The sequence below is a fragment of the Nitrosococcus oceani ATCC 19707 genome (genome assembly GCF_000012805.1).
In the GTDB taxonomy this organism is placed as follows: Bacteria; Pseudomonadota; Gammaproteobacteria; order Nitrosococcales; family Nitrosococcaceae; genus Nitrosococcus; species Nitrosococcus oceani.
Window position 1 is genome coordinate 580091 of sequence record NC_007484.1, and the last position, 14765, is coordinate 594855.

A 14765-nucleotide genomic window follows, 5' to 3' on the forward strand; every position below is an offset into this window, starting at 1 on the left:
ATCAGGGGAAAAATAATGCTTAAAAGAACGCCCATTTTCGTCCTCGTAGCTACCGCCTGCGCTGCCTCCCCGTTGCTTGCCCAGGATGAAGAGGTGACCTTGCCGGAGCTTGAGGTGGTGGGACAACCGGTTGAGCGTGCGGGGGTAGAAGCAGAAAATAAGCCTTTCGCCACGCCTGATACGGCCGATTTGCTGAGGCGGGTCCCTGGCGCTAATGTCAATGCGAATGGACCGATAGCAGGTATGGTGCAATACCGGGGGATGTTTGGGCCGCGAATGAACGTGCGGATAAATGGTACGCCTATTGAATCAGGAGGACCTAATTGGATGGACCCGCCACTGAGCTACGCGCCTCGCAGCCTGGTAGAGTCAATAGAGGTTACCCGGGGGGTTGGGTCGGTCAGTACGGGTTCTGGAATCGGCGGCTATGTTGAAGCCAAAACCAAGTCCAGCCATTTTACCGGCAGCGAGCAATTTGAATTTCACAGCGATGTTGATATAGCAGGCCATTCCGTCGATGGTGGTTATAATTTGGGGGGTATTTTGTCTTTGTCCAATGATCGTCATCGGTTACATTTTCTTGGTAGCCGGGATGATGGTGGCGATACTGAATTTGGCGACGGCACTATCAAGGCCACCGAGTACGAACGGAATACTTATGGCGCTGGGTACGGTTTTAAAACAGGCGATCATGAATTTAGCGCTGACTATCAACGTCTGGATACCGAGAATAGTGGCACCCCAAGCCTGCCTATGGATATTAGCTTCATCAGGACCAATCGGGCAGGAGGTAAATATACGGGGTTTTGGAACGATATCCAGCTAGAAACCCGGTTCGGCTATTCTGATGTGGATCATCAAATGAATAATTTTAGGTTGCGGCAAGCCGCTAATTTTTGCGCTCTACCGGCCCCCTTTTGCCAGGGCGATGATAAACGTTTGGTGAATGCTGGCAGTGAAGATTTCAACTACGGCCTTAAGGCCACCTTCGCCCTCTGGGGTGGCGATCTAGCCATAGGCGCCGATGGCCATGCCGCGCAGCACAACGCGACTGTCTTGGATCCTGATTTTGCGCCCTTTTTCGTGACTAATTTTAACAATGCGCAAATAAATAAGTATGGCTTCTTTAGTGAATGGACCAAGGAGATTTATTCTAACTGGGAACTCCAGCTTGGAGCCCGTTATGATCGGGTAGAGATGGATGCGGATGGGGTCAACGCCTTTCCCGCTCAGCTTGCCGACAGGGGCATGGGGGGGATGCCGGCGCAGATGATACAAATGCTCAGGAATCGATTCAATGGCGCCGATCGTGGGCAAAACAACAACAATGTGGACTGGGTCGCCGAGCTCAGCTACCAAATGAATTCCGCTCTTCGCTGGACTTTCGGCGCGGCGCGGAAGATGCGCTCGCCAACTTACATTCAACGTTATCTCTGGATTCCCCTGGAAGTCAATGCGGGTCTTGGGGACGGGAATGCCTATGTGGGTAATGTAGCGCTTGATCCGGAGACTTCCCATGAATTGGGATTTGGCTTTGATTGGCAGACTCAGGCTGCCTACTTTTCGCCGCAAGCCTACTACCGCCGGGTCGATGATTATATTCAAGGGACTCCAGCCGCCGATCCCGTGGTGATTGCAGTCAGCACCAATGCTGCTGGGGACGCCACCCCCCTTCAATTTAGCAATGTGGATGCTGAAATTTACGGCCTTGATGCTGATTTTGGCTACCGCTTCCATCCCCGATGGCGGCTGGATGGGGTGGCGAGTTATGTCCGAGGTAAACGGCGGGATATTAATGATAACCTGTATCGTATTGCTCCGCCCAATTTGCGTCTTTCCCTGACTCATGAGCGGATTCATTGGTTTACCACCGTTGAAAGCGTGCTAGTTTATCGGCAGGAAAATATTTCAGATACTAATACTTTGGACCCGGGAAACGCCAACAATACAAATGAAGCGACTCCAGGCTATGTCCTGGTTAATCTTTATGGACAATACCGGTTGCTTAATCAAGGCATTACCTTCACCGCGGGAATCAATAACTTGCTCGACAAAACGTATACTAACCACCTAACGGGCTTTAACCGGGTGCTCAATAGCGATGTCTCCCAAGGACGGCGTTTACCTGGACCTGGACGCAACTTCTATGCTGCTTTGCGTTATGAGTTTTAGTTTGATGAGTCGATACGGGGGAGAGGATTCTGGCCGTGAACGGCAGATCCACGTATTAATTTCTAGGCAGAAAGCGTAAAAGGTTTTGATAGGTGGTAAAACCCCAGAGAAGAAGCGATATACCCCATAAAAAAATTGCAACCCCATTAAGGAAGGAAAACAGGGGGTTTTGGGCAGTTAAAAATATCGCAATCCCAAAAGCAGCAATAGGAAAAACGAAGGCCCAAAACCCGAGGGTAAAAGGAATATTTTTCTCTTTTACATAACGGACCATGATAAGGGCCGCTAGTATTGCCCAAAAACAACCATAGCCGATGACAAAAGGGACATACACATGAATAAAAGGAGAAAGATTATTTTGCAAACTATCTAGTTGCGGAAAATGGTCTAAGGCTTTTTCCAGGCTTAATAAGGCAATTACGGAAACGCCTGGCGGCGCCAATGGTACCGCTAAAGCGGGGGCCATTTCCCGAAGGGGAGGAGGACAACAATATAGCTGGTGAAAAAGTAAAGAGAGCATTAAAAAATAGGAAAAAAAAGCTATACCTAGCGCGAAGACATGGAATATTAGCAGGGAGTGGCCGATAAAGTCTGGAAAATGGGCAATCAAGAAATTGCCGGCAAAAATATTTACGAAAAGACCCGCGGGCGGTAAAAGCCAAGCACCATTTGCCTGGGTTATTTCGATTGTTTGTGAAACGGAGAAACTATAAGAAATCAAAGCTAACAAGTGTCCTAAGTGAGGATCGAAACTAAAGAGTCCAAGCGGAAACATCACGTTGGATATAGCGGTGCTTAGTAAAAAAATAGGAGACGAAGTAGAAAAAAGACGAAACAAAGGATGAATATAAAAAAAGCCAGCAAAATGAATTCCACGGCAAGATAGTCGAGGAAAATAAACTGGAGATGCCGCCCGATAAGGTAGGAGAAAATACCCGTTGCGCCTGTCGCCATGGAAGCCATAAACCAGTGGATGTCAAAGCGGCCGAGAAATTCAATCTTTGCATGATGGAGGCAAATTGATGAGGTTGATCCATCTTTTTGAGGACAGAACCAGGGCGGACACATAGGTCCGCCCCTACAAATGATTTGGCAGATTCCCGTTAGGCCGGGTTTACGAATAATTTGTCGGATTCCCATTGGACTGGATTGTTGCGGATATAGTCGCGGATACGGTCCAATTCTGTTTCATTACGGACGATGCGTTCCCAATAATTACGCTGCCACAATTTGCCGGGAAATGATGGCCATCCATTTTGTTTGACGCCACGAATATATTCGTTGGTCGTCATGGTCTTGAACCATTGCACCACGCCATGTAGGGGCGAACCTACGTGTTCGCCCTTGTTGATTGTGGGTACGGCATCCGGGCGGACACACAGGTCAGGGCGGACACACAGGTCAGGGCGGACACACAGGTCAGGGCGGACACACAGGTCAGGGCGGACACACAGGTCAGGGCGGACACACAGGTCAGGGCGGACACACAGGTCCGCCCCTACGGCGTTTACCACAATGAAATGCACGTGGTTGGGCATGCAAATGAATTCATCACATGCAATAGCCGGAAATTTGTTGGGTAATTCGGCGTACCATCGCAGGATCGTCAAACCAGCATCATTCAATTGCATTTCGCCGGCCACGATGTTGCCGAACAGGCACGCGCGGTTTTGGGTACAGACGGTCACGAAATACGCGCCTGCCTGATCGTAGTCGTATCCCTGTAACCGTATGGATCGGCGATGATGGATTTCCGGATTGTAGGTCATCCCTTTGTCCCGTGTGGCAGATTGCCGGCAATGCCCCCAATGAAATTCCTGAACAGCCAGAAGAAATACGCCCCCCCTGCCTGTAAGCCCCCGGCTTTTATTTACCACCCTTGCCCCATGAGATTAACCAAATCCCGGCGGGCAAAAACCTTCGCGCAGTTGCGCCAGCTATCCTCGCCCGGCTCCAGGGTAGCATTGTAACGGAGGTCGAAACCAGTCGCCTGCCGGCGCGCCTCGATATAGCGATCCATTTCCTCCCCCAGCCGGGTGATATCCTCGATCCATTCGTCTTTAAGGGTATCAGGCAACGCGCCAAAGAGATCGTAGCGGTCGCGCATGCGCTCGGAAAGCCGTTCGTAAATCGTCTCATCCACGGTGCCTTGATAAACCAGGTTCAGCATATCCACGTTCTCCCGGAGTTGGCCTAGCCGCTTGATACGACCGAGGCGCTGTTCCAATCGGGTGGGATTCCACGGTAAATCCACATTGATAAGGGTGCCGAGCATCTGGAGATTGAGCCCTTCGCAGGCCGCATCGGTGGCTACCATCAGGCGGACTTCCCGCTCCGCCACCAGGCGTTTAAGGGGCTCGCGTTCCATCTGAACGGTCTCCCCCCCATGGTAGAGACGGCTTTTGCCCGCGCCGGCGTAAAGCCCGATCCGCTCCTGGGGGAAGAGATCCGCTAGCTTCCCGGCCACCCAGGCGGCCGTGTCGTAGTATTGGCTGAAAATGATGCAGCCATGATTCAGCCAGCCTTCGACGGTAAGATAATGGCGGATGGCCTTGAGCTTGGGGTCCTCGGCCAGGGCACGCAGCGGTGCCGCCAGCACCTGGAGTTCATTGCGCTCGGCTTGGGTTTGCATTGTTAGATCGCCTTCTTGCTCGTCCTGGGTTTCCTGTTCGGTCCGCCCGGCGAGCATACGCTCTGCGGTCGCCAGCCCCGCCACGCAACTGGAGCAAACACGCTGGCGCAGGAGGTTTTTCATAAACCCCATCCCCTGGCCCCGCTGCCCCAATACCCTGGAGAAAGCCTCCGCTCCTTTATAGGCCCTATCAAATGCCTCACCGGTGCGTAGGGCACGGTCCGCGAATAAAACCGAGAAGGCCGAAGGATCACGGCTCAGGCGCCGCTCGGGATGAACATTGACCCCAATCCGCGGCAGCAACGCCTTCGCCTCCAGGGTGCGGCGCTGGCGCAGGACCGTATGCCGGACGATGGGGTTATGGCGTTGGAAAAAATAAGTTCCTTCTCTTTCCTCGTGGAGGACATCCTCCAAGTCTTCCCGGATATCCTTGGGCAGATTCACCACCGGTACGCGGGCCTCGTAGCGCTGGTCTGGCATGGCCAGTTCCAGGCGGATATCCCGGAGTAGCCGACGCAACGACCCTTCCGCCGAGGAGGAAACCGGTGGCAACGGCGAGCGCAGCAGCGCCCAGCCTTGCTCTTCATCGGTGACCCGCTCCTGCCCGGTGAGTACCGGCAGCACCCGATCTGGGTGGTGCCAGGGGCCCAGATCCTCCCCCAACACAAACCGGCCTTCCCCCTGATGAAGAATGCCCATGAGATCCCACAGATCCTCTGGCCGGGTTTGAATCGGGGTGGCGGTCCCCAGCAAGACATGCCGGGCCCGCCCGGCGGCGGCCCGCATAAATTTGAGCAGTTCATTGGGCGCGCCGGCGTTCTTGCCCAGCCCCTGCCGGGTCCGGGCCTTATGGGCTTCATCCAGCACCAGAAGTTCAAACGTCAGGTTGCCGAGGAATTCCCGCTCCTGGGTAGGTTGGGTTAACAGGCCGGTAGAAATAATGCCCATCCGAAAGGGGCAGCGCCCAATCTGCGCCGCCCCCTTGGGAGAAACGGGTCGAGCTTCCGGGTCCAGCCAGATCTTGCCCTGGGAGTCCCAGCGGCCACAGGGTAGGCCGAGTTTATCCATCACTTCCGTTTGCCACTGCTCAATCAGGGTGGCCGGGGCAAAAATTGCTACTAGTTTGCGCCCCTTGCCCGCCTGCTCGGCTAGCAAGCACAAGGCGACCGCCGCCGTTCCCAGGGACAGGGTTTTTCCCAGGCCCACCTCATCCGCCAGCAGCAGGCGTACAGCGGGATAGGCCCGGTAGTGATTCAAGCACTCGGCGATAAACCCTTGCTGCCAGGGTTGCAGGGAAAATCCCTCCCGGTAGAGGGGCGACTCGGCCAGGGCCGCCGGGGCCATCTCTTCCGGGGTAACCCTATCGTCCAAGGGAATCTCAACCCGGCGGGCGTGCCGTCCCACCTCTTGAATCACCGCCTCCGGCAGGGGCTTGGCCGCTTGCCAGAGGTGGGCGAACTCCGCCTCGATCCAGGCAACGCCCTCCGGTGAATCGTCTTCCCAAAGGATTTCATAATGGGTTTGCCAGCCCTGGCGGGTCTCGTTCATGGAGCCGATAAAGCCCACCTTGCGGCCATCGGCCCGCTCGATTACCCCGGCCTTGCCGTGGAGGAACCCGCAGACGGTATTAGGCGCTACCCAGATCATCGGGCCACGGGCGGTCAGGAAAGCATGGAGCTGGCGGTAGCGATCCCGATTAAGCAGGGCGTCGGCCTCGACCGCCTGCTCGTGCCAGCGCCCCAGCAGCCGGATTTCCCGGACTTTCGCTACCCGCAGGTCCTCGGGGGAGAGATCCCCATTGCAAACGATGCGAACCTCGGGAATCTCCCTCAGCCATTCCCCGGCGACCTCAAACAGTGAGCTGGTGAAATAGCCGGCAATGCGCCGGTAGGCCCGCGCTCCTTGTAAGTGCTCGGCCAGAAAACTCTGGTCCAGGCGGGTAGTCCGGGAAGAGAAGCGCCAGAGGGTCACAGGCGCTCGTTGCGCACCCGACTGGCGATGATCTCGGCGGCTCGTGCTTCCTGGGGACGCCGCTGGGCGAGCTGGTCACCGAGAAATTGCGCCATGGCCTGGAGGTGGGGGCGTTGCTGAAAATAATCCGGCAGGGCCTCCCGGAGATTGTCCATGACGATCGGTGGTTCCTTCTCCCCCAAAAGTTCCTGGAGCGCCACCAGCACCTGCCCCAGGAGAGTCTCGCCGATTTCGGTTCCGGCCAGCTCCCGGGGCTTGAAATCCTGGGCTCCTTTCAGCCGGGCTCTGTTGGGTTTTAGGCTTGCCATCACCGCTTGGTAGTTGTCCACCCGGAAGGTTTTGGCGAAGTTTTGATAATTATCCAGCTTGCTGGCTCCGGTGGTTTCCAGGGCCACCATCCGCAGGTAGAAGCGCTGGATGCCACTAATCACCTCCCAAGTCGCTTTGGGCAGGCCCTCAGGGACGAGGAGGCTGTTGGCGGTTGCCGCCGCTTGCTGAACCATCTCACTCACCACCGTTTTCTCCCCCTTCCGCCGGGGACGCAGCGCCAGGCGGGTGACTTCCTCGCCGTTGATTTCCGTGTAGCCGGTGAGGACCTTCAGGGCCGCCGCGTAGCCCGCCATCTGGAGATCGGAGTCGGTGAATACGGGCGCCCCCATCTGTTCCTGAGTCCGCGCGTTAAGATGCATCATGTCCTGGATTTGGGCGTTGACTTCCTTGCGCACCTGGGGCAGAAGACGGGGGGTAAAGCCCGCCCGCTGGCCGGGCGGCCGTTTCCCCAGGAGCAGAATCACGGTGCCCTGGACATAACCGCCCTTTTTCAACTCGGAGCTGGTTTCGGTGGCAATGTACCAGGCGTTGATGACCTGGAGACCCGCCGCCCAGAAGATAGCGGCCATATCGGACCACACCCGGCTGTCCTGATGGGTAAACATGACGCATTGACGGCCGTTATCCGGCATGTGTTCGGTCATGGCTTGGTAAGCTTCCACCATATCGCGGCGGAACTTGTCGCTAGCGCCTTGAATGGCCAGCGCCCGGCGGGAGTCCCAGATCCATTCATTGAAGGGGGCGGGCGGGTTTTTCCGCAGCCAGGCAATAAAGAACTCAGTGATTTCGTGGTAGTGAACCGCATCCCCGTAGGGCGGATCGGTGATCCACAGATCTGCCACCGCAGTAATTGAGCGGCAATCCAACATCTCAACATAATTGGATACGTCTAATGTTTGAGATCGCCTCATAGGCAAATCGTACGCCTGCATGTGCATGTCATACGCCCGAGTCCCATAATTATAAAAGGTATTTAATGCTTGATTGTAAAAGACTTGTTGTGACTTAGCCCAATAAGGCTCCCACCGGCATAGCCGATTATTCCAGTCAGCCGCCTTTAAAAGACAAATCGCAGATACGGGGTGTCGATGCTTGCAGAAAAGCGAAGAAATAAGTAGCTGCCGTGCATTAAACAATTGATGCCAATACCGCCAGCCGCGCTCCCGTTGAAGCCTCGTGGTCTCTTTACCCGGTTCAATGGCCATATCGGGCACGAGTCCTTGCTCTTGCCAGGAGGCCAGATTTTCCGCCACGATCTGCTCCACTTGTCGCTCCCGCGCCCGATCTTCTTCGGTGACCGGGGCGAAATAGGTCTGCTGCCGGGATTTCCCCAGCGTTTCCTGGGTGATCCACTGAATGGAGTAAAGGCGCTCCTGAAAGACATCCTCCGGCTGGGGCCTGAAATCGTGCTTCTCCCACTGCCGCAGGCGGTTGCGGTTAACGCCCTGGGCGTCTCGATAGTCGCCCCGCAGGGTTTTGATGGAGGTGCGGTAGGTTTTCCCTTCCAGCGTATACACCATCTGCCCCTGCTGGACCGTGCCTTGCTCAGCGGCTGCCATCTCCTCTGGGGAAGCGCCGCTGACAATGTCAATTTCAAAGCGTTTTTCCCGCGGATTTGGAATCAGCTTGGCATAAACCTGGCGGGTTTTAGAAATCACCCAACTGGGCGCTAGAGGCACCTGCCAGCCGGTTTCCGGGCAGCGAGTCTCCAGACAATACAAATAGGCTTTCGCTCGATCGCCTTGGCTGTTGTGCTCAATGCCGAGGGCGGTGATTTCCTGGTTCACCGCTGCGGCCACCGCTTGCTGGGCCTGGGCGATCTCATCTCGCCGCTCAGGGGAAGCGCCAATAATATTGAGCGCTCCCCAGGTGAGCATGCAGGCAATGGGGTTAAGATCCGAGGCATACACCTCGCAGCCCAGGCGGGCGGCCTCGAAGGGAATGGAACCGCTGCCGCAGAAGGTGTCTCCCACCCGGGGCCGGTGCCCAAAGCGAAGCATACCCAACTGGGCTACCAGCTCTTCGTGGCTATGGGCCTGGACGCCAAAGCGCCCCAGATGTTGATTGACGGAGTCCCAGATGGGGCCGTAGAGGGTTGCCGGATCGCACTCCTCCGGTCGCTTGCAAAGGGCCACTTTGTCCGGGTAGGGCAGCTCCTTTAGGGCCGCCGCCAGCAGTGTTTGCTTGTCCGCCAGGGGAATAGCCCGCTTCCAGCGCAGGGACAGCCCGGGGATGTCCCCGGCCCGGAGGGGAAAGGTCAGCTCCTCTATTTTCGTAGGCTCAACCGTCGCGTCCTTGAAACTATAATCGAAATAATCCCAGGGACGGGGCAGCGTGATTCTTGCCGCCACCTGGGCCGCGCTTAGTTTTGGTTCCCGCCGCCCGAAGGACGCCTCATCCAGGGCCATCAATTGCTCGAAGATCGCTAAATCCGTTTCTGGATCATCCGTGGCGGGAAGTAACGAACCCAGAATAAGAGCCCGCACCAGGATGAGGGGCTTGCGGCCTTTCCAGTAGGAGCCCAGGGCGGTGAGGGTTTTCCCCGAACCGGCCTTTCTTTCCTTCTGGGCTTCGGCGGAAATCTTCTGGGCCGGGAAGACCCGCTCCAGGAGGGCGGGGGTATTCTTGAGCGGCGGTGCCTCAAGGCATAGCGTCTGCTCCTGTTGGGGGGCTAACATAGCTATCGTTTCTCCAAAAAAATTTAGTCAAACAAATCGGGGGTTTTCGTGTTCTTGTCCGCGGCTTTGGGTGTGCCGGTGGGGAGCAAAGTGGCCTGGGGAAGGTCGGCAAGGGCGTAGCGCAAGGCCCGACGCCAGCCTCTCCTGCTATCCTGGAGGCCGCCCGTGGCTATGGCGGTCATCCCGAACAGCCACCAGCGTTCCTCGGGCCGGAGCGCCAGCCAGTTGCGAACAGCCAGACCGGTTTGCTCGGGACTTGCCTCCTCGATGGCCCAGGCCAGTACGCACAGCTCCTTGCCAAGCAAGCGATCCACCGGATTCTCGCCCATCTTCCACCGACCGGGTGCGAGCTTTTGCCGCCTTAGCCGGTGGTTGAAGGCACGCTTGACCTCGTTGGCGATGGCCGTCCAGCGGCGGCGTTCCAGGCACACCCGATCAAGTACGGCGCTGTCTTCTCGCCCGGCTTGTATGCCCAGGCACTCGCGGATGAGCACCGGCTGTTTGGTGCCCCGGGGGATGGTGACCTGATAATGATGGGGGTCCAGGGTGGTGGGCACCCCGAATCCCAGGGTCCGGTGGGCATAACGGCGAGGGGATTGGCGGCTCATGGGCGGGATCTTTTGGGCAGTAGTTTTCATTGGAGCACCACCTCCGGGCTTAGCTTCAATTGGCAAAGCTCGGCAAAGCGCTTGAGCTCGTAACCGTTGCGGAAGTGGCCTCCTTCCCGGATGGTGATCTGCACCGATGCCTGGTCATCGCCAATGGCCTGGCGCAGGGCGCGGACGGACTGTTCGATGACCGCCGCGGTCACCGGGCGGGCGTTGAATTTTAGGATCACGGCTTCCTCGTTCTCGCCGATAATAACCTGGACCCCCTTGAACTGGGTAGTGTCATCCTCCCGGAAAGCTTGGATGAGGTTAAAAGTCTTTTCAGTGGTATCGATGGTGAGCCGCGGAATGCGAAGATAGGCAGGCTGCCCATCATTAATCTGCGGCTGGTTATTACCTAGCGCCGAAAGTTTAATAGTTTCCTGGGCTTCGGCCTCACCGGCGCGGGCATAAACTTGCAATATCGCCCCTTCCGGCGGCGCCGGGAAAAGCCCTTCGTAAAGCTGGCCTTTCTTGGGGTTGGCCCCATTGAGGGTAAAGCGGAGGATGGCGGCCGTGGGAACCACTCGCAGTTCTACCTTGCAGCCTTCGGCGGTGGTTCGAACTTGGTGCCGAATCACCAGCCGGTTGTTCCAGCGTACGGGCTCGCCGGTTGAGTGCTCGCCTGCGGGGTCCACCGCCAGAAAGTAAAGGGTGGCTTCCTGGGTGCGGAAGTTATCCAAATCAGAGACCACCGGGTCCTCCATGGAGATCTGGGCCTGGGGGCTGTAGTGAACCTGGGGATTAGATCCCGCATGGCGGGGTGTGAGGGTCAAAGTGGCCTCGCCTGTGTCTCGATCCGTGCCCTGTACCGTGATGTTGACTGTGGTTTTTTCCTTGGGGAAGGGGCCTTTCTCCAGGTAGCCGTCCGTCCCTTCCCGCCAGCGGCCTTGCTCCAGGGCCAGGGATTTAAGGGTATCGAGTCCCTTGAGGCCCGGCATCCAGGGCCAAGCGGGATTGGTTTTGGCCCGCAGCAACACATCCGCCAGGGTGCCGCCGCCCACCGGCACAGTGTGGGCCATATGCAGATAAGGGGGCAGTTCATCTAGCATGATGAGGGTGGGATCATCGCCAATGAGGGATTTCCAGTCGGATTCGGCTACCGCTTTGGGACCATTGATCCAGAATTTCTTCTTCCGGCACAATCTCCTGGCGCCGCGCCGGATGTTTAGCTAGCAGTCCGAGGGCGATCATCAGGTGGGTTTTACCCCCGCCCATGGCCTGGGCCAGCTCGAAGACCGCTTAATCGGATTTTCCCCCCAACCGCAGCAGTCCCTCTCGAAAGAGGCCATTCATGCCCCGGGTGATATGGTTTTTTTCAAAGAAGGCGGCCCCATCGCCTTCATCGCCGATAAGATCGGCCAAATTCTCAATGGCGTCGGTCATGGTGTAGTCGAGTGCCAAGGGGTGAAGCTGGCAGGCGTCGCGGATGGTTTTTAGCATGGGTTTTCCCTGATAAGCACTTTTCTGCAAATTGATACACTGTGTGCTATATCGGCGGGAGGCGGGCGGCTATGAGCGTGCGGTGAACTGAGCCTATAGTGGTTTCCCTTTAGCTAGCATCTGAACAAGGCCATGGCTCACCACTTATTATTTTTCCGATAAGCACCGCTTTCAATCCAGTCTGCAAGGATTTTAAGCTGCGCGGCGTTAAGGCAGGCTTGCTTGGGTGCTACGGTGCCGTAGTCGATATCGTCGGTGCGGCTGGCATCGGTGCGTCCATCCAAACGTTCTCCAGCGCTGCGCCAGTACAGGAGACTCTCGCGGGCAAACAACCAGTTGATAAAGTAGCTCCGCCACGGTGGCTTTGCGGCCCCTTTGGCGTAATGGGTAAAGTTATTAAAAGCTTTTTCCTCGGTGGAGGCTGAAAGGTTAAACTCGGGAAAGTTTTCATCGCAATTGTCACGCAACAGGGGCCAGACATCCGTGGTCCAATTCAACAGCGTTCCGCTTGCGGGGACTGGGGTGGGGGCCACTTTGGCCGCCTCTGAGTCCTTGAACTGAGGGGGGTTGTCGTCGTCGTGGTTGTGGCACCCCGAGCAGGTACGGGTTTCACCGGGCCGCAGAGACATGGCGATCTTGTCTCTGGCGAGCGTTCTGCCTTCGCTATCGACTCCAGCCATATAGAACGGGGTATCGCAAGGCACTTCAGCGGTAAATGAACCATCAGACCGTAATGGAACCGTGCCGAGCACTTCCATCCTGAATGGACCAAATCCATCAAAATCCTGATGCAAAACCCGTGAATTGAACGGAACGGGCCGCCAGAACTTGATGCTTGTCATGAGCGCTTGCTTATCCACGCCCGCCATGGAACAGCCTTGTTCATAACACGGATTAGCGTTGCCGGGGCCGCGATAGCCCTGTTCATTGTCTACTTGCATCCGCTTGCTAGCCGAGCGCAGGATGCATTTGCCGTCCGGGTTGGGATGGTCCATCTTTACCACTGGCGGCTTCTTAATGCCGTAAATATCCTCGTAGGGCATCACGGGCTGAGGTTGGAACTCGTGCCAGTCGGGGCTATTGACGATAAGGATACGGCTTTCCAGGCTTTTCTCTGGCACGGTGCCTTGTACATAGATACCGAAATCACAGCCGCTATCATTGAGCGGTAGCTGGGCAATTTTATGGAAGAAATGGCACACGCCTTTTGGGCTGGCGGAAAACACCAGCCCCCCTTTAGGCATCCCCATGGGATCGCGGGTGCGCCCCAGCCCATCGGTTTTGAACTGATCGCCGGAATGCCCCCACAACCCTAAATATCTTCCCTCTTTGGCCTTGAAAGGGAATTTGCCCTCGGGATGATTCGGGGTGGGATAGGTAAAGCACTGAATGTTACCGCCGCCTTTATTATTTTGGCGATAATAGTTCGTCGTACACACGTCCCCATTGCTACGCACGCCCGTAAAATGAAGGGCTTTAATGGTGATATTGTCTGGGTTAGGGAGAAACCGCGCATGGGCGCCCCAGATAGCATTATGCTCCGAACCATCTTGCCGGGTTTCGGCGATATACCACAGATTATCCAGGGTTTTGTTCTGAACGCTTTCCAAGTCCCGCTTCCAGCTTGAAAAAAGCACCTTACCAGAAGGATGAAGGATGGGATGGAGCGCATCGGCGAGAATGTCCGGACTGACGTTACGGGCGTGGCTGCCATTTCTGTCCGCCACCCACAACTGCAAGACTTCCCCTTCCGGGCTAAAGCCGCTGATGCTTCCTGCTTTGATATGGTCCCGGTTGGAGGTAAACATCAGGGTGCCATCGGGCAACCATTGTGGGGCCATATCAAATACCCCTTGCACGGCTGCCCATTGGGTCTTTTCCATCGTTTCGAGATTGACGAAATGAAGGGAGGACTTCTGCGCATCAATCCCATGCTGCATTTTCACATCAGGGTTGGTCCCATACCGACCCTCCAGCACCGTATAGGCCACTTGCTTGCCGTCGAAGCTCACTCGCGGGTCAATCACAATACATGTGTTCTCACCTAGCGCGACTTCCGGGCAATGGTGGAGGATAACTTCCGTGCCATCGCCCTTCCGCCAGACCAAATCGCCGGGGCCGGTCAAAAAGTCCCCGGTTGTGCCTTGAAAGGTGACATCAATCAGCCGGTCGGTAGCAGAAATAGAGTGATAGGTTTTCCCCTTGACGACAAAATTCCCCGTCGTGCGCTTCACTCTCGCGTACACAAAGCCGTCAATGGCGGCGGCGAGGTGCTCCTCGGCTTCCAGTGCGCTTGAGCGCGCCTTGAGGTCCAGGCTTTTGGACTCTTGCGCCGAAATTTGGCTTTCAATGGATGTCAATTTCGTCGGTTCAGTCACGGTGACTTCGGCCATGGCGGGAAACGCAACAATGGCAAGTAAACAGAATGTTTTTTTCATAGCTATTTAGGCCATTCGGGGGAGATTTCAGCTATTGGTTGTCCACTTGTGACCGGCCTGCCGCTTCTTTTCGTGTCGCTTTGAAGGGGAGCTTCTAAGGCTACGCAGTCATTCGTGCGTTGCTCCTATCCTCCGGCCACCGTCTATATATAGTACTTTTTCTTCCAGTTGGGGTTCAAAGACTGTTGTTCTCCCGGCGTTCGCCGCCTTTTAGTAGGAATGCTGAAAAAAAGTGCTAAACCGATGCCGATAATAGGGCGGGCGGACCGAGTGCGGGAAAAGTTGGGCTGTGGACACCGGGTTATCTCAATAGCGCATCGGGGAGAGGCCCAAAGGGGTGCACTGGTGCGCCCTTCGAGCGGCTGGCCGCACGGCATGATGCTTTCCGTGCTTATAAATTTACTTGCTGAGATGGCAGTGCGATTCAACCTGCTTAGAAGCCGGTAGTTTGAGG

At 56.3% G+C, this 14765-nt stretch carries 9 protein-coding genes; 1 reads left to right on the forward strand and 8 read right to left on the reverse strand.

Annotated elements, in window-relative coordinates:
* Positions 1-15: 15 nt before the first annotated feature.
* On the forward strand, positions 16-2172 hold the full coding sequence (locus NOC_RS02985) for a TonB-dependent receptor plug domain-containing protein (protein WP_011330383.1): 2157 nt from the start codon (positions 16-18) through the stop codon (positions 2170-2172).
* Positions 2173-2227: 55 nt separating this feature from the next.
* On the opposite strand, the gene NOC_RS02990 is transcribed toward NOC_RS02985, so the two are convergent.
* From NOC_RS02990 to NOC_RS03025, 8 genes are all read right to left on the reverse strand, one after another.
* A complete protein-coding gene (locus tag NOC_RS02990; protein WP_011330384.1) occupies positions 2228-2947 on the reverse strand; it encodes a hypothetical protein in 720 nt (239 codons plus the stop codon).
* 328 nt (positions 2948-3275) lie between these two features.
* A complete protein-coding gene (locus tag NOC_RS02995; protein WP_168023433.1) occupies positions 3276-3710 on the reverse strand; it encodes a transposase in 435 nt (144 codons plus the stop codon).
* 332 nt (positions 3711-4042) lie between these two features.
* A complete protein-coding gene (locus NOC_RS03000; protein ID WP_002812520.1) occupies positions 4043-6775 on the reverse strand; it encodes a phospholipase D-like domain-containing anti-phage protein in 2733 nt (910 codons plus the stop codon).
* The gene (locus NOC_RS03005; protein WP_002813658.1) at positions 6772-9783 is read right to left on the reverse strand and encodes an anti-phage-associated DUF1156 domain-containing protein; all 3012 of its coding nucleotides are present in this window, start codon (positions 9781-9783) and stop codon (positions 6772-6774) included. The genes NOC_RS03000 and NOC_RS03005 overlap by 4 nt, the downstream gene beginning before the upstream one ends.
* Before the next feature lie 23 nt (positions 9784-9806).
* Positions 9807-10457, reverse strand: coding sequence for an anti-phage-associated DUF3780 domain-containing protein (locus NOC_RS03010; protein WP_231561501.1), 651 nt, complete (start codon positions 10455-10457; stop codon positions 9807-9809).
* Positions 10418-11575, reverse strand: coding sequence for a hypothetical protein (locus tag NOC_RS03015; protein ID WP_011330387.1), 1158 nt, complete (start codon positions 11573-11575; stop codon positions 10418-10420). Before NOC_RS03015 ends, NOC_RS03010 begins: the two co-directional genes overlap by 40 nt.
* A 97-nt stretch (positions 11576-11672) precedes the next feature.
* Positions 11673-11873 (reverse strand): hypothetical protein, encoded by a 201-nt coding sequence (locus tag NOC_RS03020; RefSeq protein WP_011330388.1) that lies wholly within the window; start codon positions 11871-11873, stop codon positions 11673-11675.
* Positions 11874-12010: 137 nt separating this feature from the next.
* The gene (locus NOC_RS03025; RefSeq protein ID WP_002813696.1) at positions 12011-14311 is read right to left on the reverse strand and encodes a hypothetical protein; all 2301 of its coding nucleotides are present in this window, start codon (positions 14309-14311) and stop codon (positions 12011-12013) included.
* Positions 14312-14765 lie beyond the last annotated feature (454 nt).